At 71.1% G+C, this 13,686-nt stretch carries 11 protein-coding genes and 2 pseudogenes; 7 read left to right on the top strand and 6 right to left on the bottom strand.

Annotation, left to right across the window (positions count from 1 at the left end; genetic code table 11):
• Positions 1 to 39: 39 nt before the first annotated feature.
• Positions 40 to 1,568, bottom strand: a pseudogene (locus tag OG507_RS11430) (HtaA domain-containing protein).
• A 62-nt stretch (positions 1,569 to 1,630) separates the two neighbouring features.
• Positions 1,631 to 1,978 (bottom strand): annotated as a pseudogene (locus OG507_RS11435) (HtaA domain-containing protein); the annotation flags it as partial.
• Between OG507_RS11435 and OG507_RS11440 the strand changes: the two are divergent.
• The 5 genes from OG507_RS11440 (at position 1,935) to OG507_RS11460 (ending at position 7,174) form a co-directional block, all read left to right on the top strand.
• Positions 1,935 to 2,678 (top strand): ATP-binding cassette domain-containing protein, encoded by a 744-nt coding sequence (locus tag OG507_RS11440; RefSeq protein ID WP_442810962.1) that lies wholly within the window; start codon positions 1,935 to 1,937, stop codon positions 2,676 to 2,678. The pseudogene OG507_RS11435 and the gene OG507_RS11440 sit on opposite strands and share 44 nt — an antisense overlap.
• 187 nt (positions 2,679 to 2,865) lie before the next feature.
• Positions 2,866 to 4,002: an iron uptake system protein EfeO gene (gene efeO, locus OG507_RS11445; RefSeq protein ID WP_327367073.1), complete on the top strand. Its 1,137-nt coding sequence runs from the start codon at positions 2,866 to 2,868 to the stop codon at positions 4,000 to 4,002.
• Positions 4,003 to 4,022: 20 nt separating this feature from the next.
• Positions 4,023 to 5,303 (top strand): iron uptake transporter deferrochelatase/peroxidase subunit, encoded by a 1,281-nt coding sequence (gene efeB / locus OG507_RS11450; protein WP_327367074.1) that lies wholly within the window; start codon positions 4,023 to 4,025, stop codon positions 5,301 to 5,303.
• Between the two features lie 34 nt (positions 5,304 to 5,337).
• Positions 5,338 to 6,309, top strand: coding sequence for an iron uptake transporter permease EfeU (efeU, locus tag OG507_RS11455; RefSeq protein WP_327367075.1), 972 nt, complete (start codon positions 5,338 to 5,340; stop codon positions 6,307 to 6,309).
• Positions 6,242 to 7,174, top strand: a complete 933-nt coding sequence (locus OG507_RS11460; protein ID WP_327367077.1) for a hypothetical protein — start codon at positions 6,242 to 6,244, stop codon at positions 7,172 to 7,174. Before efeU ends, OG507_RS11460 begins: the two co-directional genes overlap by 68 nt.
• A 53-nt stretch (positions 7,175 to 7,227) precedes the next feature.
• Here the strand turns inward: OG507_RS11460 and OG507_RS11465 are convergent, their stop codons facing one another.
• Together OG507_RS11465 and OG507_RS11470 are read right to left on the bottom strand one after the other, a co-directional pair.
• A complete protein-coding gene (locus OG507_RS11465) occupies positions 7,228 to 7,959 on the bottom strand; it encodes a bifunctional DNA primase/polymerase (RefSeq protein WP_327367078.1) in 732 nt (243 codons plus the stop codon).
• 186 nt (positions 7,960 to 8,145) lie between these two features.
• Positions 8,146 to 8,763 carry a TetR/AcrR family transcriptional regulator gene (locus OG507_RS11470; protein WP_327367079.1) on the bottom strand — a complete coding sequence of 206 codons (618 nt, stop codon included), beginning with the start codon at positions 8,761 to 8,763 and terminating at the stop codon, positions 8,146 to 8,148.
• 100 nt (positions 8,764 to 8,863) lie between these two features.
• Between OG507_RS11470 and ddaH the strand changes: the two genes are divergently transcribed.
• Complete coding sequence (gene ddaH / locus OG507_RS11475) at positions 8,864 to 9,748, top strand: dimethylargininase (protein ID WP_442810963.1); 885 nt, start codon at positions 8,864 to 8,866, stop codon at positions 9,746 to 9,748.
• Positions 9,749 to 9,821: 73 nt separating this feature from the next.
• On the opposite strand, the gene OG507_RS11480 is transcribed toward ddaH, so the two are convergent.
• On the bottom strand, positions 9,822 to 10,829 hold the full coding sequence (locus OG507_RS11480) for a small ribosomal subunit Rsm22 family protein (RefSeq protein WP_327367081.1): 1,008 nt from the start codon (positions 10,827 to 10,829) through the stop codon (positions 9,822 to 9,824).
• Between the two features lie 141 nt (positions 10,830 to 10,970).
• On the opposite strand from OG507_RS11480, the gene OG507_RS11485 reads away from it, so the two are divergent.
• Positions 10,971 to 12,278: a hypothetical protein gene (locus OG507_RS11485; RefSeq protein ID WP_327367082.1), complete on the top strand. Its 1,308-nt coding sequence runs from the start codon at positions 10,971 to 10,973 to the stop codon at positions 12,276 to 12,278.
• A 21-nt stretch (positions 12,279 to 12,299) separates the two neighbouring features.
• Here the strand turns inward: OG507_RS11485 and OG507_RS11490 are convergent, their stop codons facing one another.
• Positions 12,300 to 13,649, bottom strand: a complete 1,350-nt coding sequence (locus OG507_RS11490) for a multidrug effflux MFS transporter (RefSeq protein ID WP_327367083.1) — start codon at positions 13,647 to 13,649, stop codon at positions 12,300 to 12,302.
• Positions 13,650 to 13,686: the final 37 nt, after the last annotated feature.

Raw genomic sequence — 13,686 nt, forward strand, 5'->3', positions numbered from 1 at the left:
GCCGTCACCCGGGCGGTGTCGCCGGGCGGTGCGGGCGGATCAGACGGTACGGCGACGGCGGGCGGCGATCACGGCCCCGGCGCCGGTCGCCACGACGAGACCCGAGGCGGCGATCAGGGCGCCCGTCGGGACCTCGGAGCCGGTGGCGGCGAGGGAGCCGGAGCCGCCGACCGAGCCGCCGCCCACGCTGCCTGCGCCGGTGGCCGTGGAGCCTCCCGCCTGGCCGGTGGAGCCCGTGGAACCGGTGGAGCCGGTGCCGCCCGGGAGATCGGCGTCCTCGTCGAGGGCGACCGCGACGGTCAGCGCGTCGAGCTGCTCGCCCGCCTGGTACATGCCGCCGAAGGCCTCGGTGCCGTCGGCGGTGAGGGTCGCCGGGACGGCCGAGAGGGTCACCACGCCGTCCTTGGCCGCGAGTTCGCCCTTCGGCAGCTTCAGGTCGGCGACGGCCAGGCCGGTGTAGGTGTTGGCCTTCCCGGTCTCGCGGTCCTTGGTGGAGACGTCCGAGATGAGCGTGCCCTTCGTCCCGTTCACCTGGATCTCCACATCGGTGAGGGAGAGGTCGAGGGCGTAGGAGCCGTTCTCCTCGTGGCCCAGGAAGCGGACCTTGCCGTCGAAGCCGGCGTCGAGGGTCTGCTCGTCGGCGTCGAAGTGGCCGGTGGCGTCCGGGAATCGGTAGCCGTCGCCGGTCGCGGTGGCGCCGGCCGTGGTCTCGACCTTGCCGTGGGCGATCGGGCCGGTGACGTACGTACGGAAGGACTTCTTGACGCCCCAGTCCAGGGTGCCGTCGACGATCGCGCCGTCGGTGGCGGCCGGCTTTCCGGTGGCCGGGGCGGACGGGGATGCGGTGGAGGTGGGCTTCCCCGTGGGCTTGGTGGTCGGCTTCGTGGTGGGCTTCGTCGTCGGCTTCGTGGTCGGTTCGGTGGTGGGGGCCGCGACGGGCGTCACCGAGAGCGTGGCCGGGTCGAGCACCTCGCCCTCCTTGTACTGGCCGTTGAACGCCTCGGAGCCCGCCTTCGTCAGCGTCGCCGGGATGTCCTTGAAGACCATCGCGCCGCCCGCGCCCTGGCCGGGCTTCACCGCCGACAGGTCGAGAGCCGCGAACGCCACGTCGTTGCTGGTGCCTTCGGGCGTCGCCACGTCTACGGTGATCGCGCCGCCGGTGCCGGACGTGGAGAGCTTCACGTCCGAGAGCGTGATGTCGAGAACGCCCCCGTGGGCGTAGAAGTTGACGCCGCCACCGAAGGCGGTGTCGGTGCCATGGGTGGCCGTGTCGTAGGTGCCCTTGCCGTTGACGAAGGTGAACACACCGTTGTCGGGGGCCTGGGTGGCGCCGTCCTTGACGGTGATCTTCCCGCCGGAGAACGACGAGGCGAGGTACTTGCGGAAGGACTCCTTGAGGCCCCATTCCAGCGTGCCGTCCTTCAGCTCCAGCTTCGGCGCCGCGGCGGCCGCCCCGTCGGGGGCGGTGCTGTCGGCGGCGAGCGCCGGAAGGGCGAACACGGTCGCGCCGAGGCGGCCGCCGTGGCGACGGCGGCGGCGAGAGCTATGGGACGGCGGGTGGCTGCCATGGTCGTTGGTCTCCTCAGGAAATGACAGGAAATGAATCGGGGGTGGTGCCGGGGACGGGGGTCTAGTCGGTGTTCTGCCGGGTGCCGGCGCGGCGGCGGGTCACGTACAGCGCGCCCGCCGCGGCGGCGAGCACGCCCGCGCCGCCGATGCCGAGGTACAGCCCGGTGCGGGAACCGGAACCGGCGTCGGACGCCGATGCCGCGGTGGTGGTCTTCGCCGTGGGCGATCCGGACGGTTCGGCGACGCTGCCCAGGTCGGGCAGGGCGGGCAGTTCGGCCGCGGTGTCGCAGGCGACGGCCAGCGACACCGGGTCCATCGCGGTGCCCGCCCTGTAGAGCGAGCCGAACGCCGCGGCGCCGTCGGCGGTGAGCGCCGCGGGGGCCTCGGTGAGGACGGCGAGACCGTCCTTCGGCGTGAAGTCCTTCGCGGTGAAGGTGACGAGCGGGACGGCCTCGTTTCGCTCACCGTCGCTCGTGACGCACGCGGGCGAAGTGCTGGCGCTCGTCGGGCCCAACGGGGCAGGGAAGTCGACCCTGCTGGCGGCGCTGGCCGCCGAACTGGCCCTGCGCCGGGCCGTGCTGCCGCAGTCCGCCACGCTGTCGTTCCCGTTCCCGGTGGAGGACGTCGTACGCATGGGACGGGCGCCGTGGGCCGGGACGGAGCGGGCGGACGAGGACGATCCGGCGGTCGCCGCGGCGATGGCGGCCACCGAGGTGACCGAGTTCGCCGCACGCCCCTTCTCCGCGCTGTCCGGCGGCGAACGGGCCCGGGTCGCGCTCGCCAGGGTGCTGGCGCAGCGCGCCCCACTGCTGCTGCTCGACGAGCCGACCGCGGCGCTCGATCTGCGCCACCAGGAACTGGTGCTGCGGATCTGCCGGGAGCGGGCCGGGGCCGGTGACGCGGTCGTCGTCGTGCTGCACGATCTGGGGCTGGCCGCGGCGTACGCGGACCGGGCCGTCGTGCTGCACGGCGGGCGGATCGCGGTGGCGGGCCCGCCCGCCGAGGTGTTCACGGGCGAGCTGCTCGGCGAGGTCTACCGGCAGCCCGTCGAGGTGTTCGCGCATCCACGGACCGGGACGCCCCTCGTCGTACCGACAAGAACCGCTTGACCATTGCTTGACCCCTCCATGGGTTGCCCATGAACTGCTCGTGATCGCCTTGTTCCCGCATCGCGCGGATGAGAGCTGAATCACTGCACCCGGGGGTATCGGTGAGGTAAGCCTCCATTAAGTTAGGTCCGCCTCACTTGTCTTTGTCCGGTCTTCTCCTCCTTCTCCTTCATCTTGTGGAGCCCGCATGCGAGCCGTTCGTTCCTCCGTCGTCACCGCTGCCGCGGCCGTGGCCGCACTGACCGCCGTCACGGGCTGCGCCGAGAAGAGCGACGGCAAGGGTGACGGCGCCGTGCAGGTCGTCGCGAAGGACGACTCCTGCGAGGTGTCGAAGAAGAAGCTGCCGGCCGGTCACATCGAGCTGGCCGTGCAGAACAAGGGCTCGAAGGTCACCGAGGTCTACGTCCTGTTCCCGGACGACCGCATCGTCGCCGAGCGCGAGAACATCGGCCCCGGCACCAAGGCCGCCATCACGGCCGAGATCAAGGCCGGTTCGTACGAGATCGCCTGCAAGCCCGGCATGAAGGGCAACGGCATCCGGCAGAAGATCGAGGTCACCGGCGCCAACGCGGCCAAGCGCAGCCCCGAGATGGACAAGGCCGTCGCCGCCTACCGCACGTACGTCCAGGCCCAGGCCGACGAGACGCTGCCGAAGGCGAAGGCCTTCACGGACGCCGTCGCCGCCGGTGACATCGAGGCCGCCAAGAAGGTCTACGCCGACTCCCGGCTCGGCTGGGAGCGCACGGAGCCGGTCGCCGAGTCCTTCGGCGACATCGACCCGAAGGTCGACATCCGCGAGGACGGCCTGGAGGACGGCCAGAAGTGGACCGGCTGGCACCGCCTGGAGAAGGCGCTGTGGCAGGACAAGAAGCTGGGCGCCGAGGAGAAGGCCCTCGCCCCGGTCCTCTACAAGGACCTGCTCGACTGGCAGAAGCGGGTCGGCACGGCGGAGATCACCCCGACCTCGATGGCCAACGGTGCCAAGGAACTCCTCGACGAGGTCGCGACCGGCAAGGTCACCGGCGAGGAGGAGCGCTACAGCCACACCGACCTCGTCGACTTCAAGGCCAACGTCGAGGGCGCGCAGCAGTCCTACGAGCTGCTGAAGCCGATCGCCTCGAAGAACGACCCGGCGCTGACGGCGTCCCTGGACAAGCAGTTCGCGGCGCTGAACACGCTGCTGGACAAGTACCGCACGGACAAGAGCTCGTACGAGTTCACCTCGTACGAGAAGGTCGGCAAGGCGGACCGCAAGGAGCTCTCGGACGCGGTCAACGCGCTGGCCGAGCCGCTGTCCAAGCTCGCCGCCGCGGTCACCAAGTAACGGACGGGGAGGCTCCGGTCATGTCCGAGCAGACACAGAGCACCACGGTGGACGACGCCGCCGGGGCCGGTGGCCGTGCCCCCTCCCGCCGGGCGCTGCTCGGCTGGGGCGGCGCCGGTCTCGCGCTGGGCGCGGTCGCGGCCGGTGGCGCGGTCGCCGCGGTGCGCACGGAGAGCGACGCGGTACCGACCGCGGACAGCGGTGCGGCCGTGCCGTTCCACGGCGCGCACCAGGCCGGTATCGCCACCGCCGTACAGGACAGGCTGCACTTCGCCGCGTTCGACGTGACGACGAAGGACCGCGCCGAGCTGATGGCGCTGCTCAAGGAGTGGACGCGGGCGGCCGAGCGGATGACGGCCGGTCACGCGGTGGGCGACGGTGCGTACGGCGGCCTCGCGGAGGCTCCGCCGGACGACACGGGCGAGGCGCTGGGCCTCAAACCGTCCCGGCTCACGCTCACCATCGGCTTCGGCCCCTCGCTGTTCGCCAAGGGCCGGTTCGGTCTGGAGGACAGGCGCCCCGAGGCGCTCGTCGATCTGCCGAAGTTCCCCGGCGACAACCTCGACACGGCCCGCAGCGGCGGCGACCTGTGCGTCCAGGCGTGTGCGGACGACCCGCAGGTCGCGGTGCACGCCATCCGCAACCTCGCCAGGATCGGCATGGGCCGCACCGCGATCCGCTGGTCCCAGCTGGGCTTCGGCAAGACGTCCTCGACGACGCCCGACGCCCAGACCCCGCGCAACATGATGGGCTTCAAGGACGGCACCCGGAACATCTCCGGCACCGACACCGCCGCCCTCGACAAGCACGTGTGGGTCGGAGAGAAGGACGAGGCGGGCTGGATGACCGGGGGTTCGTACCTGGTGGCCCGGCGCATCCGGATGCACATCGAGACCTGGGACCGCACCGGGCTCCAGGAGCAGGAGGACGTCTTCGGCCGGGACAAGGGCGAGGGCGCCCCGGTCGGCAGGTCCAAGGAGCGCGACGAGCCGTTCCTGAAGGCGATGCTGCCGACCGCGCATGTGCGGCTCGCCCACCCGGACAGCAACGACGGTGCGACGATCCTGCGCCGCGGCTACTCCTTCACCGACGGCACGGACGGCCTCGGCAGGCTCGACGCCGGGCTGTTCTTCCTCGCCTACCAGCGTGATGTGCGCAAGGCCTTCATTCCGCTGCAGCGCCGCCTCGCGGCGCACGACGCACTCAACGAGTACATCCAGCACGTTGGTTCGGCGCACTTCGCCGTCCCGCCGGGCGTCCGCGACAAGGACGACTGGTGGGGCCGGGCGCTGTTCTCGTAACGGGACTCGAAGCAGACAGAGGGAGAACCGAGACGTGTTCAGCAATTTCCTGATCGGCCTGCGCGAGGGCCTTGAGGCCAGCCTGGTCGTGTGCATTCTCATCGCCTACCTCGTGAAGACCGGCAACAGGAACAAGCTGGTGCCGATCTGGGTCGGGGTCGGGATCGCAGTCGTCGTCAGCCTGGCGTTCGGTGCCGGACTCGAATTCGGTTCGCAGGAGATGACGTTCAAGGCCCAGGAGGCGCTCGGCGGTTCGCTGTCGATCGTCTCGGTCGGCCTGGTCACCTGGATGGTCTTCTGGATGCGGCGCACCGCGCGGCATCTGAAGAAGGAGCTGCACGGCAAGCTCGACGCGGCGCTCGCGATGGGCACCGGCGCGCTGGTCGCCACGGCGCTCCTCGCGGTGGGCCGGGAGGGCCTGGAGACCTCGCTGTTCGTGTGGCGTGCGGTGCATGCCGCGGATGACGGCTGGCACCCGATGATCGGTGCGTTCCTCGGCATCGCGGCCGCCGTCGTGCTGGGCTGGCTGTTCTACCGCGGTGCGCTGAAAATCAACCTGGCGAAGTTCTTCACCTGGACGGGCGGCATGCTGGTGGTCGTCGCCGCGGGCGTGCTCGCGTACGGCGTCCACGACCTCCAGGAGGCCGAGTTCCTGGGCGGGCTCCACAACCGGGCGTTCGACATCAGCGCCACGATCCCGCCTGACAGCTGGTACGGCACGCTGCTGAAGGGCACGTTCAACTTCCAGCCCGACCCGACCGTTCTCCAGATCACGGTGTGGGCGCTGTATCTGATCCCCACTCTCGCGCTGTTCCTCGCCCCGGTAGGGTTCGGACGGTCAGTGGGGGCGACGGATCAGAAGGCGCGGAAAGCAACGGATGAGAAGCCTGAGGCCGGTTCGGCCGGCGACGGTGCTCGTGACGGCGACGGTGCTGTGCATGACGGCGAGCGGGTGCGTGACGGTGCACGGCGAGCTGGAAGTCGTACCGGCGTCGACGAAGTCTGAGGCCGCCAAGGCCCTTTCGGACTTCACCACCGCGTACAACGCCGCGGACAAGGCCTATGACCCGGCTCTGGACGCGGACCGGGTCACGGGCCCGCTCGGTGTGATCAACCAGGCCGGGCTGAAGGCCCGGCAGAAGAACAATCCGGACGGCAACGCGAACCACACGCCGCTGGAGCTGACCGACGCCAGATATCTCGTCCCGCAGAAGGCCGGCTGGCCACGGTGGTTCCTCGCGGACACCGACTCCAACCGTGACGAGGACGGCGGAAAGCTGGACACCCGCTGGCTGGTCGTCTTCGAGAAGTCCGGGCCCGGCGCGGGGTGGAAGGCCGCATATCTGTCGGTCGTCGCGCCGTCCGCACTGCCCGGTTTCGCGAAGGACGGCGAAGGCGGGGCCGTGCCGGTGGCCGTGGACAGCGCCGAACTGACCGTGGCGCCCGAGGACTTGGGCACCCAGTACACGCAGTACCTGCAGAAGGGCACCCCGGACGTCTTCGCTCCCGGCAGCGCGACGTCGGACTGGCGGGAGGCGCGCCGCACGACCCGGCGGGCGGGCTTCTCGTACCAGTACATCGACCAGCCCCTGGACAGCGGCACGTTCGCCCCGCTCGGCCTGGAGACGGACGACGGCGGAGCGCTGGTCTTCTTCAGCAGCAGGCACTACGAACGGCAGACCGCGGCGAAGGGGCTGCGTCCGCCGCTCAACGCGGACGTGGAGGCTCTGCTGACCGGTGAGGTGAAGTCGACCCTCACCAAGGAGCGGGTCTCCAGCCAGCTGGTGTACGTCCCGAAGAAGGGTGCGGGGAACGGCAGGGTGGTCATGCTGAACCGCCTGCCGGGCCTGACGGCGGCAAAGGGTTCCTGACCGGGTCGAGCCCGTCCGGGGATCAGGACTCAGCGGTCACCGGACGGGCCCGGTCACCTCGTCAGCGGCCAGGCCACCGGGCCGTGGCCGACCTCGTCCGCGTACTGCGCACACGCGTCGGTGAGCGTCTCCAGCAGCGTCAGCGGATCGGGCAGCAGGTGCTCCGGCCCCCGCACCCACTGCACATCCAGCTCACCGGGCAGTTCGGCAGGCGGCAGGAGTACGTAGCTGCCGCGGCAGTGCCACCGCAGTCCCGGATGCTCGTCCATGGTCTCGGGGTGGCAGTCCAGCTCGCAGGGCCACCACTCGTCCTCGTCCTCGGGCGTACCGCGGGTGGCGGTGAAGAAGAGCATCCGGTCGTCGCCGGAGCGGGCGACGGGGCCGACGTCGATGCCTGCGGCGAGGAGCCGCTCCAGGGCCTGGGTGCCCGCGGACAGCGGCACGTCGAGCACGTCGTGGATCATGCCGGTCGCGGTGATGAAGTTGGCCTGTGGCTGACTGCGGGCCCAGCGCTCGATCTGGGCGCGGTCGGTGGTGGACTGCGTCTGCCAGGCGAAGGAGACGGGGTGCCGGGCGGGGGTGGGACAGCCGATGCGTTCACACGAACATCGGTAGCCGATCGGGTGGGCGGCGGGCGCGATGGGCATTCCTGCCTCGGCGACAGCGAGAAGCAGCGCCTCCCGGGCTGTGCCGTCGGCCTCGCCCTGCTGCGGTTTGGGCCGGCGGCGAAGCCATTGGGAAAATTTGCTCTCTGAGCCGCGATAACGGCCGACATCGGCGCCCATCTATCCCCTTACCTCAGCGTTGCCCCTGCCCATCGTCCCACCATCCTGCGCCTCGGGTGGCCGGAGTCCCGAAGCGGGGTACGGGAGACGATGCCATGAGCTGGGCACTATGCCACTCGATGTCATGAAATGACGGGTGGGTCTTCGGGTGCTCCAAGGCGCTCCCAGGGCGCGTTCAGGGCGCTCTCAGGGGTGCGCAAGCCCGCGCAGGGTGTAGTCGACGACGGTGTCCGCGTACGCGTGGGTGAGCGGGAGGGTGCGCAGCAGCCAGCGGTGGGTGAGCGGGCCCACAAGGAGTTCCAGGGCGATCCGCGGGTCGATGTCGGCGCGCACCTGGCCCGCTTCCTGGGCGGCGCGCAGCCGTGCGACATACAGCTGGAGCGAGGGATCGAGCAGTTTCCGGACAAATTCCGCGCCGAGTTGCGGGTCGACGATCCCCTCGGCGGCCAGCGCCCTGGTCGGCGCCTCGAAGGCGGGGTCGGTCAGCTCGTCGACGGTGGCGCGCAGTACGGCCTTGAGGTCGGCCGCGAGGTCGCCGGTGTCCGGGATGCCCTGTGCGCCGCCTCCGCCGTTCTCCCCGGCCGCGCGGTCACCGAGAGCGACGAAGGCCTCCAGGAGGACGGCCGCCTTGGAGGGCCACCACCGGTAGATCGTCTGCTTCCCCACGCCGGCCCGGGCAGCGATGGCCTCGATGGTGGTCCTGGGGTAACCCACCTCGCCGACCAGCCCCAGCGCCGCGTCGTAGATCGCGCGGCGGGAGCGCTCGCTGCGCCGGCTGGCGTCGGGTGGCCGGTTCTCTACCATGCCGGTAAATCTAGCAGCGGCACGAGTCGATACGTGTCGTCTCATCACCGTGTGGAACCACCCGATCGGATCACTGCGCGCGGGCCCCGGAGAGTGGACCATGGGCTCACGCACACACCCGTGCGATGTCCCCCGGCAGGCGACCCCTGCTTTTCGTGAGGAGCCTTCATTGCCTCGTGAAGCCGTACCCCGCCGTTACCTGATGTGCGCTCCGGTCCACTTCAGGGTGACGTACTCCATCAACCCCTGGATGGACCCGAGCAAGCCCGTGGATCTGCCGCTGGCCCAGACCCAGTGGGAGGATCTGCGCGACCGCTATCGCGCTCTCGGGCACACCGTGGAACTGCTCACCCCCCGGCCCGGACTGCCCGACATGGTATTCGCCGCCAATGGCGCCACCGTCATCGACGGCCGGGTGCTCGGCGCCCGGTTCGCGTACCAGGAGCGGTACGAGGAGGCCGGGGCCCATCGCGAGTGGTTCCGCGACAACGGCTTCACCGAGATCCATGAACCGGCCCACGTCAACGAGGGCGAGGGCGACTTCGCCGTCACCTCGTCGTATGTCCTGGCCGGGCGGGGCTTCCGGTCCAGTCCGCTCTCGCACGACGAGGCGCAGGAGTTCTTCGGGCGCCCGGTGATCGGGCTCGATCTGGTCGACCCGCGCTACTACCACCTGGACACGGCCCTGTCCGTGCTCGACGACGCGGGCGACGAGATCATGTACTACCCGGGCGCGTTCTCGCCGGGCAGCCGGTCGGTGCTGGCACGGCTCTTCCCGGACGCGCTGATCGCCCGGGAGGCGGACGCGGCGGCGCTCGGTCTGAACGCGGTGAGCGACGGCCTCCATGTGCTGCTGCCGCAGGGCGCCACGGGGCTCTTCGATCCGTTGCGGGCGCGCGGCTTCGAGCCGGTGCCGATGGATCTGGGCGAGCTGCTGAAGGGCGGCGGCAGTGTGAAGTGCTGCACGCAGGAGCTGCGCGGGTAACCGCGGGCGCCGGACGCGCTCAAGCGCTCCCGGCCCTCCCGGCCCTCCCGTCCCTCAAGCGCTCCCGGCGCTCTCAGTCACCCGACGGACCCGTCCCGCGCGGCGGCCACTCCTCGCCCCACGCGATGTCCCGGGCGGCGCGGTACAGCTCGCCGTGCCGCTTGGTGACCGTGGAGCGCTTCAGCGCCTCCTCGCGGGTGCACAGGTCCAGCAGCACCTGTCCCTTGCGGATCTGCGGCTTGCGGGTGACGCGCGCCCGGGCGGGCTCCGTCCCGAAGCGGGTCGCCACGACGTAGCTGAACTTCTCGTCCTCGTACGGCAGTGAGCCGCCCTTGACCTGCCGGTGCAGCGAGGAGCGGCTGACCCGGGCCGAGAAGTGGCACCAGTCCGTGCCCGGCTCGATGGGGCAGGTGTCGTCGTGCGGGCAGGGCGCGGCGACCTTCAGCCCGGCCGCGATCAGCCGGTCGCGGGCCTCGATGATCCGGGCGTAGCCGTCGGGGGTGCCCGGTTCGACGACCACGACCGCCTGGGCGGCGGCCGCCGCGGTGTCGACGAGCGCGGTGCGGACGTCCGCGGTCAGCTCCTTGAGCACGTAGGAGACGGTGATCAGGTCCGTGGGGGCGAGTTCGAGGCCCGCGCCGATCCGGGCCCGGCGCCACTCGGCGGTGCGCAGGGCGGGGATGCCGGAGATCGCGGCCAGTTCGCGGCCGAGGGCGAGTGCGGGTTCCGCCCAGTCCAGGACGGTCGTCCTCGGCCCCTCCCAGGCCCCTGCCACGGCCCAGCTCGCCGCCCCGGTGCCGCCGCCGACGTCGGTGTGTGTGGCGGGCGCCCAGTCCGGGGCGGTCTCCTGGAACGCGGCGAGGGCGGACCGTACCGCTTCGAAGGTCGCGGGCATCCGGTACGCGGCGTACGCGGCGACGTCGGAGCGGTCACGGAGCACCGGGGCGTCCGTGGGGGTGGTGCCGCGGTAGTTGGCGATCAGCCGGTCGACGGCCTGGGCCGCCTGCTTGGGCGGCAGCCCGTCGAGCAGTGCGGCCAGCGCCGTGCGCAGGGCTTCCGCGGTGGGGAGGGTGGCATTCACCGACGAATTGTAGGCGGCGGCGAGCCGGCTGTTTCCGGCCTGCCACCGGCTCCGGACGGCGCCGGATCCGAACTGCCGTGGGAACTGCGCCAGTTGCTACGCTGACCGGCGCGAGGTCGGGATCGCCCATCGAGGGAAACCATGAGACAGAAGATCGTGCGCCTGGTTCTGGTCGGCGGAGTGCTCCTGCTCGCCCTGCTTCTTCTGCTGGCCACCTGCGGCAGTGGTGAGAAGGCCTCCGACAAGCCGGAGAAGCAGGTCGGGGCGAGTGCGGCCCCGGTGACACGGCTCACCGTCCCCTCCGTGTTCGCGACGGAGCACGGCTGGGAGCTCATCGGTACCTCGCCCGACTACGCGCTCTCCCGGACGACGGGGAGCCTCGCCTATCTCGTACGGATCTCGGACACCAAGTACCAGCTGCGGACCATCGACTCGGGGACCGGCGAGGCGGGCTGGCACGGCGAGAGCTGGCGGCCCCCGTCCCCTCAGCACTTCCCGAGACTCCTCCCGGTCACCGTGGACGAGCACGAGTACTTCGTGACGTGGTCGTACGGGAAGGTCGGGGAGAACGCGCTGACCCCCGCCGACACGATCGTCTCGCTGGATGTGTACGACGTGCAGGACGGCTCCCGGCGGCGCGTCGAGGTGCCGTGGAACTCCGTACCAACGGTCTCGGCCACCGGCCCCGGCATCCTCATCAGCGACGGCCGGACGAGCAGCGCGGTGGTCGACCCGGTGACCGGCCGGGTGACGGAGGTCACCGCCGCCGCGCTCAAATACCCCAAGGGCTGCACGACCTGCAAGCAGCTCACCGAGGTGCGCGGGCTGGCGAAGAGGGGCCTGCTGGTCAGCGGGGCCAAGGAGTTCTGGGTGCAGGGCGGGTGGTTCAGCCGCGACGTCGCCCCCAAGGGCACCGACCGGCTCAGCGGAATCCCGACGTCGGTGATCCCGGGCCTGGTGCTGGCGAAGTGGCAGCTCGCGAAGGGGGCGGCGCGCGCCGCCACCCACGACCTGTGGACGGTGCACGACCTGGAGACGGGCAAGCCCCTGGCTTCGGTGGAGTGCAGCAAGCCCGCGATAAAGCCGGGCCAGTATCCGCAGCTCGTCGCCGCGCCCTCCGGCAGCTTCCTGGTGGCCGGACCGCTCGCCTTCGACCTGTCGACGAAGCGGGCGTTCTGCTTCGAGGGCGCGGACGGCACGAAACCGCTGACGCTGGCGTCGGTGAACGACGAGGGCGTCGCGTACGGCGCGGCGAACGCACGCAACGCGACGGACGTACTGGCCGGCGGCGGCACCCCCGTCGCGGTCGCGGTCAGGAGCGGCACGACGGGCGCCCTGCCCGCCAACCAGCTGGTCCCGGGCGCGGTGACATCGGACGGCGTCGGCCTGTTCCGCTGGACGGACGAGAAGGACCGCCCGCACCTGATCGGCTACCCGAGCGCCCGCTAGGGCCGCCGCCCGGCCGCTCTTCTACGACGCCCGCTGCTGCCAGGGCCGGCACAGCGCCAGGAAGCAGGCCATCGCGCCCACCGCGCACACCAGCTGTACGAGCGCCATCGGAACGGCCGTCCCCTCGCCCGCGATCCCGACGAGCGGCGAGGCGATGGCGCCGATCAGGAACGACGACGTGCCGAGCAGCGCGGAGGCGGACCCGGCGGCGTGCTTCGTACGCATCAGGGCCTGCGCGTTCGTGTTCGGCATCGCGAGCCCCATCGCCGACATCAGCACGAAGAGCCCGGCCGCGACCGGGACCAGGCCCACGTGCCCGAAGACCCCGGACGTCATCAGCAGCAACGCGGCCGCCGCCAGCACGATGACCGCGAGCCCGAAGCCGAGCGCCTTGTCCAGACTGATCCGGCCGACCAGCACCTTGCCGTTGATCTGGCCCACGGCGATCAGGCCGACCGAGTTGATGCCGAAGAGCAGGCTGAACGTCTGCGGCGAGGCTCCGTAGATCTCCTGCACGACGAACGGCGAGGCGCTGACGTACGAGAAGAGGGCCGCGAAGGCGAGGCTGCCCGCGATCATGTAGCCGGTGAAGACGCGGTCGGCGAGCAGCCCGCGCATGGTGCGCAGCGCGTCGCCGATGCCGCCGGTGTGCCGGTCCTGCGGCGGCAGGGTCTCGTGCAGCCACTTCCAGACGATGAGGGTGAGCAGGACGCCGACGACGGTGAGGACGGCGAAGATCCCGCGCCAGTCGGTGAACCGCAGCACCTGTCCGCCGATGAGTGGCGCGACGACCGGTGCGACGCCGGAGATCAGCATCAGGGTGGAGAAGAACCTGGCCATCTCCACGCCGTCGTACATGTCGCGCACCACGGCACGGGAGATGACGATCCCCGCCGCACCGGCCAGTCCTTGCAGGAGGCGGAAGCCGATGAGGAGTTCGGTGGTGGGGGCGAAGACGCAGATCGCGGTGGCGACGACGTAGACGATCATGCCGAGGAGCAGCGGCCTGCGCCTGCCCCAGCGGTCGCTCATCGGCCCGACGACGACCTGCCCGAGCGCCATGCCGGTGAGGCAGGCGGTGAGGGTGAGCTGGACGGTCGCGGCGGGGGCGTGCAGGGAGTCGGTGACCGCGGGCAGGGCCGGGAGGTACATGTCCATGGAGAGCGGCGGCAGTGCGGTGAGGCCGCCGAGGACGAGGGTGACGAGGAGCCCGGTGCGCCGGGCCGCGCCGGTGGCGGCCGGATTCCCGTGAGGCGTGCCGGTGGCTTTCCCGGGAGGTGTGCCGGTGGCTGCGGGCCTCGCGGCCCGGGTCCCGGTGGTCGATATGTGTGTACGTTCCTGCTGGGCCCGGCTTGCGCCGCTCTCCGGCATTCTCATCTCCATGTCGTTGAATCCGCATCTATGCTCT

The organism is Streptomyces sp. NBC_01217, from assembly GCF_035994185.1.
In the GTDB taxonomy this organism is placed as follows: Bacteria; Actinomycetota; Actinomycetes; order Streptomycetales; family Streptomycetaceae; genus Streptomyces.

What these genes read in the sequence shown, in the direction of transcription:
- OG507_RS11470 (WP_327367079.1), bottom strand. Translation starts at nt 8,763, where the DNA reads ATGGTAGAGAACCGGCCACCCGACGCCAGCCGGCGCAGCGAGCGCTCC.
- ddaH (WP_442810963.1), top strand. Translation starts at nt 8,864, where the DNA reads ATGGGCTCACGCACACACCCGTGCGATGTCCCCCGGCAGGCGACCCCT.
- OG507_RS11465 (WP_327367078.1), bottom strand. Translation starts at nt 7,959, where the DNA reads ATGGGCGCCGATGTCGGCCGTTATCGCGGCTCAGAGAGCAAATTTTCC.
- efeO (WP_327367073.1), top strand. Translation starts at nt 2,866, where the DNA reads ATGCGAGCCGTTCGTTCCTCCGTCGTCACCGCTGCCGCGGCCGTGGCC.
- OG507_RS11485 (WP_327367082.1), top strand. Translation starts at nt 10,971, where the DNA reads ATGAGACAGAAGATCGTGCGCCTGGTTCTGGTCGGCGGAGTGCTCCTG.
- OG507_RS11490 (WP_327367083.1), bottom strand. Translation starts at nt 13,649, where the DNA reads ATGCCGGAGAGCGGCGCAAGCCGGGCCCAGCAGGAACGTACACACATA.
- OG507_RS11460 (WP_327367077.1), top strand. Translation starts at nt 6,242, where the DNA reads ATGACGGCGAGCGGGTGCGTGACGGTGCACGGCGAGCTGGAAGTCGTA.
- efeB (WP_327367074.1), top strand. Translation starts at nt 4,023, where the DNA reads ATGTCCGAGCAGACACAGAGCACCACGGTGGACGACGCCGCCGGGGCC.